Below are 7,742 nucleotides of genomic sequence, written 5' to 3' on the forward strand. Positions count from 1 at the left end.
GCGTCCATAGCCACCTGGGCAGGGAGCACCGGTGGGGCCACGAGTGGGGTCACTTTTCGGGCCGCGTTCGGCAGCGGCACGGATGCGTGTGCCTGCCAACGAGCTCGCCCCCGCGGCGACACGCAAGTTCCTGCGTGCCGTGCTCGCCGAGCGGACCGCACCGCAGTTCCCCGGGGCGCCGACGATCAGTGCCCGGTCCGTCGATGACGCCGTGCTGCTCGTCAGCGAGCTGGTCACCAGCGCCGTCGCGCACACCGGGTCCGAGGTCGAGGTGGCCTGCCGCCTCGAGGCCGATCCTGTCCCGGCGGCCGATTCCGAACCGGCCGCGGCCGGGTGGGTGGACGTCGTGGTCGAGGTGGTGGAGCAGAGCTCCTCCGGCTGCCCCGATGACCGCAGGCGCGCACAGAGCCACGTCCGCGGCTATGCCCGGCATCTGATGCGGGCCCTGGCCGAGTCCTGGGGTGTGACCTACCGGCACACCGGGAAGGCCACGTGGTTCCGTCTGGAGTGCGCGCTGGTGGCCCCGCCCGCCGCCACGGAGCGGAGCGTCACCGGCCCCCTCGCCGAGGCCTTCTCCCGTGGGCGGCCTGCCGCCGGCCCCGGCCCCGCCGGCCCCGCCCCGCCGCGCGAGCGCCCGGGCCGCAGAGGCGAGTGGGCCGAGCGCGAGGGACAGTGGTTCCTCGCCGAGGCCGGAGAGCTCCTCGCCGGACAGTTGGACGAGGACATGGTCGCCGCGCTCGCCGGACAGCTCCTGGTCCCGAGACTCGCCGACTGGTGCGGCGTATGGCTGACCACGGACAATGCCGGGCTGCGGCTCTCCCGTGTCTGGCACGTGGACGAAAGGCGCATCGGTCCACTCCGCCTCGCCCTGGAGATAGACCGTCCCACCGCGGCGCTGAGCACGACCGGTGTCCCGTGGCCCTGGCCCAGGTCCGGGGGCGACGAGAACAGGGGCGGTTCGGCGCTGGCGTTCCCGCTGGTCGCGGGCGGCCGGTACCACGGCACGCTCCTGATCGGCCAGGCGGGACTGCCGGAGCTGACCGACATCGTCGTGCGGCTCCTCGAGGACGTGGCCCGGCGCATGGCCCAGGCCGTGGTCACGGCCCGCCACTACACGCGGCAGGCGAGCATCAGCCGGACCCTCCAGCGCAGGCAGCTCCCCACCTCCCTCGCCGCCATTCCGGGTGTCGACACGGCGATCGTCTACGAGCCCTGGGGCGAGGGTCAGACCGTCGGCGGGGACTTCTACGACCTGTTCCCGGTGAACGACCGCCGGTGGTGTTTCCTGCTCGGCGACGTGTCCGGCCACGATGTGGAGGCGATGTCCGTCACCGGCATGGCCCGGCACCTGGTACGGCTGCTGGCACGCGAGGGCCACGGCGTCGAGTCCCTGCTCAACCGGCTGAACCACGCCATGGCGGAGGAGTCCGCCGAGGCCATGGCCCTGCGCGGTGAACAGGAGGGTTCCCGCTTTCTGAGCCTCCTGTACGGAGAGTTGGAGCCCGACTCGATCGCGGGCGGCACCCGGTGCACGATCGCCAGCGCCGGGCACCCGCCGCCGTTGCGGCTGGCGACGGACGGTTCCGTGACGCCGGCCGCGAACCCGCAGATGCTGCTCGGCGTCGAAGAGCACGCGGAGTTCCACGCCGACTCCTTCACCCTGGCGCCCGGTGAGACGCTGCTGTGCGTGACCGACGGTGTGACCGAGCGCCGCAACGGCACACGGCAGCTGGACGACGACGACGGTCTGGCGGAGGTCCTGCACGGCTGCATGGGACTCGGCGCGAAGGCCGTGGCGGAACGGATCCGGCGCACCGCTCACGACTTCAGCACCGAGCCGATCGACGACGACCTCGCCATCCTCGTCCTGGAGGCGGTGCCGGTGCTCAGGACCGCGGGAGCGGTGGCGACGGCTCTCCAGGACGGCGGCCTTCGGGACGGCGAGCTCCGGGGCGGTGGGCTTCGGGGCGGTGGGCTTCGAGGCGGCCGGACCGGTTGACGCGTCGTGCGAACCGGCAACCGGCAGCCCCTGCCCGGCGACAGCGCGCTCTGGGACCACGACCCTGTGCTGGTGAGTCCGCACACCGCCGCGCTCGACGCGGCGGAGGGCCGCCTCATCGCCGAACTGTTCGCCGCCAACGCCACCCGGCTCCTCGACGGACAGGAGCTGGTCAACCGGGTGAACACCGTCGTGTTCTACTGACCGGTCCAGGTGGTGGCCGACGCCTCGGTCTCCCAGGCGTATCCGTCCGGGTCGGTGAAGGCGCCGGTGGTGCCGCCGACGACGATCCGGTGCGAACCGGTGCCGTCGGAGGGGACGCCGAGGTCCTTGGCCAGGCCGCGGCGCTTGTACAACGCCAGCTTGACCGCGCCGGACCCACCGGGGGCGAACTCGGCGTACTTGCCGCCGAAACTCCTCGCCACGGTCAGGCCCCGGCCGACGTAGAACTCCTTGCTCGCCTTCACGTCCTCGACGCCGAGCAGGAGGACGACGTCGTCGATCCGGCGGGTGGCAGGGCCGGTGTCCTTCTTCGCCGAGGTCGCGACCTTCCAGATCGTCCCGTCCGGGGCCTGGACGACGCCGCCGTAACCCCAGAGCGACTTCGCGGCGGGCTTGAGCACCGTGGCGCCCGCCTCCACCGCGGCGCCGACGAAGTGGTCGACGGTGGCCGGACCGGCCACCGTGAGCGCCAGTGTGAAGCCTCGGAATCCTGTGGAAGGTGCCTCGGAGGCCCGCAGGCGAACGAACCCTTCCACTCCGAAGGCGGTGTAGAAGCGGTGGGCGGACTCGGGGTCCGCCACCTCGAGAATGACGGATGCGATCGACGCTGCGGATGCGGTGGTTTCCATGACCACCACGCTAGGAGCTGCTCGGTGGACGGGCTTCTCGATTCCTGACCGACCCGCGCCCCCGATGCGCATCGACAGTGCATCGACTGGGCCGCTGTCCGCGTCACGCGGCTGACAGGCCTTCCTCTTCCAGGCATCGGCGCAGTCGGTCCAGTCCGCGCCGGGTGTGGCTCTTCACCGTGCCCAGCGGCCATCCCGTCACGCCGGCGATCTGGGTCTGGGTAAGGTCCTGGTAGAACGCCAGCCGCAGCACCCGGCGCTGGGGCTCGGTGAGCCGCGCCAGGGCGCCCGTGACGACGACGCGGTCGAGTGCCGTCTCCGGTTCGTCGTAGGAACTCTGCGCCGGCGGCGGGAGGAGGCCGGTCGCCAGCGTGGCCAGCTCGGCGCGACGGGTACGGGCGGCCAGGGCGTCCGCCACCTTGCGCCGGGTGATGCCGACCAGCCAGGCGGGGAAAGACCCCCGCTCGGAGGCGTAGCCGTGGCGTCCCCGCCAGGCCGCCATGAACACCTGCTGGGTCACGTCCTCCGCCTCGCGCGGATCCCCCAGTGCCTGCCTGGCGAGTCCGTGGACGAGCCCGGACCACTGGTGGTGGAGCGTCGCCCAGTCGTCGTGCGGCGGGTCGACGACGGTGAGTGCGGCGGCTGAGGGCCGGTTCATGGTGAGTCTCCTCGGCGAATGCCTCCGGTCTTGTTCCAGGCTGCGGTCCGAGGGATGATGCTCTCAACTCGCATCGGTTGTGCATCGATCTTACGAGCTTCACGGAGGGATGGGCCATGTCCGCCGAGCCCGCCGAGTCCGGCGACGACACGTCCGCGGTGGTGGGACTGACGACCGGGGCCCTCGCCCGTCGTCTGGGCGTCTCCCCGACCACCCTGCGCTCCTGGGACCGTCGCTACGGACTCGGCCCGGCGGTGCGCTCCCAGGGCCGGCACCGCCGCTGGGGTCCCCGGGACATCGCGATGGCGGAGGAGATGTGCCGTCTGACGGCGACGGGTGCGCCGCCGGCCGAGGCGGCCCGAGTGGCCCGGCTGCGCTTCGGCACGGCCGGTCCCGCGACCCCGGCCGCGGCATCCGGGGCCGCGTCGGCGGCCGCGTACCGGCCGGGGGGCGCGGGCAGCGGGCTTCCGCTCGGCGACGTACGGCAGGAGTGCCGGGGCCTGGCCCGTGCCGCCGTGCGGCTGGACGCCCCGGAGCTGGAACAACGGCTGGTGGAGGCCGTCGGACGGTACGGGCTGGTAAGGACGTGGGAGGAGCTGATGGTGCCCACGCTGCGTGCCGTGGGCCGCAAGTGGGAGTCGTCCGGCGACCGTTACGTCGAAGTCGAGCACCTGTTGTCGTGGCACATCTCCAGCACGCTGCGCAGTGTGCCCCTGCTGTTGCCGCGTACGGCCCCGCCCGCCGGCGCTCCGCCGGTGGTGCTGGCCTGTACGCCCGGTGAACAGCACACCCTCCCCCTGGAGGCGCTGACCGCCGCGCTGGGGGCGCGCGGCGTGCCGACCCGGACGCTGGGAGCGGCGGTACCGGCGGAGGCACTGCTGGCGTGCGTACGGCGCACCGGGCCGGTCGCGGCCGTGCTGTGGTCCCAGACCCGTTCCACGGCCTCGACCCCGCTGGCCCGGCATGTCGCGGGACTGGAGTGGGGGCCGTCGGGCGCGCGCCGCCGGCCCGTCGTGCTTCCCGCCGGGCCCGGCTGGGACCGCCGGGCGGGTGCCGGCTTCCCGCACTGCTCCGGTCTGCGGGACGCCGTGGAAACGCTGAGCGGGCTCTACGGGGACGAGGGCGGGGTCGGGCACACGCACACGGGCTGAAACGAGCGGCGGCATCGAGCGGCGTACCCCTCGTCCGGCGTACCCGGGTCGGGGGCTTCCGGGGCTCGGTTCACCCGGGAAGGCGCCCAGAGGAGCGCAGGGCCCAGCGGCGCTCCGCGTACGCCAGGTCGTCACGCCACAGGCGGCCCGCGGCGGCTCGCATCAACGGGCGCAGCAGCGGGGAAGCCCGGCGGGCCACGGCGAAGCCCGGCCGGTCCGACGTGGCGACGACGGCCTCCACGACCGCGGTGCGCGGCCGTCCCAGCAGGTCCGGGCCGAGCGGCGTGGCATGCGTCTCCACGACCGACCCTTCCCCCTCTCCCTCTGTGATGCGCATCAGCACCGTGCGAGGTCCCGGCGCCGTGAACACGGCCCGCACCGGGACGACCAGCCGTCCGGCGACCTTGAAGGACACGTCGACCGTGAAGGAGTCCTCCTCGTCGGCCCGGCCGGGAGTCCGGACCACAGTGAGATCGACGAAGGAGTAGGGGTGGAACCAGGCACCGTGCCAGGGGTCGAGGCGGTTGGCGACGACGTCGTCCGGCTCGCAGACGCCCATGCCGGTGTACAGGGCGGTCAGCGCCTGGTCCGCTGCCGGGCGTTCGGGCACGGCCGGGCGGCTGGTGGCCGGCTCACCTCCGGCCTCGTCCAGCCGTACCCAGAGCAGTAGGCCGTCGTCGTGGGCCGGCCAGGGCTCCCAGCCGGCGAACGGCCTTCCGTCCAGGGCCATTCCGTGCCAGTGGCAGACCAGAGTGCCGCAGCGGACCGGGCTGTCGCGCAGCGGGGCGCCCAGATGCGGGCAGCTGCCGGGTCCGGCCACGAGATCGCCGTCGGCGTTCCGCCACAGCACGACCTCGCGCCCGGCGACGGCACGGGCCAGCGGCCGGTCGGGGCGCAGGTCGCGTGAAGCCCCGACGACGTACCAGTTACCGGTGGGACGGGCCTGGGCCCGCTTGAGGGCGCCGGCGATCAGAGCGGGGCGGGCTTCGCGCCAGGTGGGACGTTGCCGGTCCCAGGCGAGCGGGGTGCGACGCAGGCTCAGCGGCAGACGCCTCGGGCCCCAGGGCCGTGCGGGGCTCATGTGTCCTCCTCGGCGTGCGGACGGACGGGGTTCACGCGGTCTCCTCGGGACGGGGGCGGTCGGTCTTCACGCGCACCCCCAGGACACGGGCGATCGGGACGCACGCGGTCTCCCGGCACGCGCGAGGCACGGTCTTCACACGGCACCCCAGGGACACCGACGGATGGGATGCACGCGCTCTCCGGGCACGCGCAGGGCACGGTCTTCACACGGCACCCCAGGGACACCGACGGGCGGGATGCACGCGGTCTCCGGGGCCGCGAGGCACGCGGTCTGCACTCGGTCCCCGGCGGGCGGACGGACGTCGTCACGCCACCTCCTCGGGACGAACGTGCGGCCGGGTGAGGGAGAGGGTGCCGGGAGTCGGCGGTGCGGCCGGTGGGGGCGGCCCGGCGGATGTGAGGCGGGCCGCCGCCACGCGCAGCAGGCCGTCCGCCGCGACCACGGCACGGCGTCGTCGCGGCACCACGGCACGGCGGTGCAGCACGGCGTACCCGGTGGCGGCCACGGCGTCCAGGATGCCGCCGTACAGGACGAACGCGGTGCGGATGCAGGGCCGGGAGTCCGGCGCGAGCATCGCGATGCCGGGCGCGGCGCGCCGGTAGGCGGCACGGGTGAGCGACTCGAACTCCCGCAGCGCCGCGGTGACCCGCCGGTCGGTGCGGCCGGTGTCCCGGCCGTGGCAGAGCAGCTCACGGTGGGCGCCGTGGCAGTCCAGCAGGTCCTGTGGCAGGTAGACCCGGCCACGGTCGAGGTCCTCCCCCACGTCCCGCAGGAAGTTGGTGAGCTGGAAGGCGATGCCGAGCTCGGCCGCGTGGGGTGCGGCTTCCTGACGAGGTGTCACGGTGCCGAGCACGGGCAGCATCTGCAGGCCGATCACCGCCGCGGAGCCGTGCATGTAGCCGCGCAGGTCGTCGTAGGTGGCGTACGAGGTGACCGTCAGGTCGCTGCGCATGGAGGCGAGGAAGTCGGTGAAGTGCCGGTGTTCGATGGCGTGGCGGTGTGCCGTGTCGGCGAGGGCCCGCACCACCGGTTCGCCGCCGGTGCCGCGGGCCAGGCCGCGGGCGAGGTCGTCCGCGAGCCGGTCCAGGGCCCGGGCGCGTTCCTCCGGGCCGGCGTCGCCGTCGAGGGAGTCGACGATGTCGTCGGCCCAGCGGGCGAAGCCGTACAGGGCGTGCACGGCCGGACGACGGTCGGGGGTGAGCAGACGGGTGGCGAGGAAGTAGGTGCGGCCGTGCCGGGCGTTCAGCTCACGGCAGCGGGTGTAGGCGGCGCGCAAGGCCGGGTCGGTGATGCCCGCGGCGTCGAGTTCCCGCATGGTCATGGACGGGCTCCTTCGGGGTGGACGGGCGGAGGCGCCTCCGCTCCGCGGGCGATCACGCCGGGGCTTCTTCCGGCCGGGGCCGGGCCCCGCACGGGCGGGAGACGGAGGTGCGGCTGCCGCCGGTGATGCGGGCGGCGGCCAGCTTTCCCGACAGCAGGACCGGCGGGACGCCCACCCCGGGCGTGGTACCGCAACCGGCGAGAACGGCGTTGGCGGTGCCGCGCACCAGGTTGCGGGGACGGAAGGGGCCCGTCTGGGCGAAGGTGTGCGCCGCGGAGAACGGCGTGCCCGCGGCATGCCCCTGCGCGGTCCAGTCGGCCGGCGTGACCAGGCACTCCTCCTCGATCGACGAGGCGATGCCGTCGAGTCCCCGGCGCTCCAGCTCCCGCAGCAGCGCGTCGCGGTAGCGGGGTCCGAGGTCGTGCCAGTCGGCGGGGCCGGGGCCGATGCCGGTGTGGGGGCAGGGTGCGAGGACGTAGTGCAGGTGACGGCCCGGCGGGGCGAGAGCGGGGTCGGTGGCGGTCGGACGGGTGATCAGCAGGGACGGGTCGCTCATCAGCCGGCCGGCGCGGGTCAGTTCGTCGAAGGTGCTCCGCCAGGCGCGGCCGAAGGACAGGGTGTGGTGGGCGAGCCGCGGCCAGGTGCGGTCGCAGCCGGCGTGCAGGATCACTGCCGACG

The 7,742-nt window shown here is 74.1% G+C and carries 7 protein-coding genes and 1 pseudogene; 3 read left to right on the forward strand and 5 right to left on the reverse strand.

Going from position 1 to position 7,742, the window contains the following annotated elements; all coding sequences use genetic code 11:
* Positions 1 to 82: 82 nt before the first annotated feature.
* Positions 83 to 1,999, forward strand: coding sequence for a SpoIIE family protein phosphatase (locus SSQG_RS00740; protein ID WP_052310214.1), 1,917 nt, complete (start codon positions 83 to 85; stop codon positions 1,997 to 1,999).
* A 6-nt stretch (positions 2,000 to 2,005) separates the two neighbouring features.
* A complete protein-coding gene (locus SSQG_RS00745; protein ID WP_003987726.1) occupies positions 2,006 to 2,203 on the forward strand; it encodes a hypothetical protein in 198 nt (65 codons plus the stop codon).
* Here the strand turns inward: SSQG_RS00745 and SSQG_RS00750 are convergent.
* Entirely contained in the window at positions 2,197 to 2,850 is a 654-nt protein-coding gene (locus SSQG_RS00750) for a hypothetical protein (RefSeq protein ID WP_003987727.1), read from the reverse strand. The two genes, SSQG_RS00745 and SSQG_RS00750, sit on opposite strands and share 7 nt — an antisense overlap.
* Positions 2,851 to 2,953: 103 nt before the next feature.
* On the reverse strand, positions 2,954 to 3,508 hold the full coding sequence (locus tag SSQG_RS00755; RefSeq protein WP_003987728.1) for an RNA polymerase sigma factor: 555 nt from the start codon (positions 3,506 to 3,508) through the stop codon (positions 2,954 to 2,956).
* 116 nt (positions 3,509 to 3,624) lie between these two features.
* On the opposite strand from SSQG_RS00755, the gene SSQG_RS00760 reads away from it, so the two are divergent.
* Positions 3,625 to 4,659: a MerR family transcriptional regulator gene (locus SSQG_RS00760; protein ID WP_003987729.1), complete on the forward strand. Its 1,035-nt coding sequence runs from the start codon at positions 3,625 to 3,627 to the stop codon at positions 4,657 to 4,659.
* A gap of 70 nt (positions 4,660 to 4,729) precedes the next feature.
* On the opposite strand, the gene SSQG_RS00765 is transcribed toward SSQG_RS00760, so the two are convergent.
* The 3 genes and pseudogenes from SSQG_RS00765 to SSQG_RS00775 form a co-directional block, all read right to left on the reverse strand.
* A complete protein-coding gene (locus SSQG_RS00765; protein WP_003987730.1) occupies positions 4,730 to 5,740 on the reverse strand; it encodes a DUF5914 domain-containing protein in 1,011 nt (336 codons plus the stop codon).
* A 307-nt stretch (positions 5,741 to 6,047) separates the two neighbouring features.
* A complete protein-coding gene (locus tag SSQG_RS00770) occupies positions 6,048 to 7,064 on the reverse strand; it encodes a phytoene/squalene synthase family protein (RefSeq protein WP_003987731.1) in 1,017 nt (338 codons plus the stop codon).
* A gap of 52 nt (positions 7,065 to 7,116) precedes the next feature.
* A pseudogene (locus tag SSQG_RS00775) lies at positions 7,117 to 7,742 on the reverse strand (FAD-dependent oxidoreductase); the annotation flags it as partial.

Source organism: Streptomyces viridochromogenes DSM 40736, assembly GCF_000158955.1.
In the GTDB taxonomy this organism is placed as follows: domain Bacteria; phylum Actinomycetota; class Actinomycetes; order Streptomycetales; family Streptomycetaceae; genus Streptomyces; species Streptomyces venetus.

What these genes read in the sequence shown, in the direction of transcription:
- SSQG_RS00755 (WP_003987728.1), bottom strand. Translation starts at nt 3,508, where the DNA reads ATGAACCGGCCCTCAGCCGCCGCACTCACCGTCGTCGACCCGCCGCAC.
- SSQG_RS00765 (WP_003987730.1), bottom strand. Translation starts at nt 5,740, where the DNA reads ATGAGCCCCGCACGGCCCTGGGGCCCGAGGCGTCTGCCGCTGAGCCTG.
- SSQG_RS00750 (WP_003987727.1), bottom strand. Translation starts at nt 2,850, where the DNA reads ATGGAAACCACCGCATCCGCAGCGTCGATCGCATCCGTCATTCTCGAG.
- SSQG_RS00740 (WP_052310214.1), top strand. Translation starts at nt 83, where the DNA reads ATGCGTGTGCCTGCCAACGAGCTCGCCCCCGCGGCGACACGCAAGTTC.
- SSQG_RS00770 (WP_003987731.1), bottom strand. Translation starts at nt 7,064, where the DNA reads ATGACCATGCGGGAACTCGACGCCGCGGGCATCACCGACCCGGCCTTG.
- SSQG_RS00760 (WP_003987729.1), top strand. Translation starts at nt 3,625, where the DNA reads ATGTCCGCCGAGCCCGCCGAGTCCGGCGACGACACGTCCGCGGTGGTG.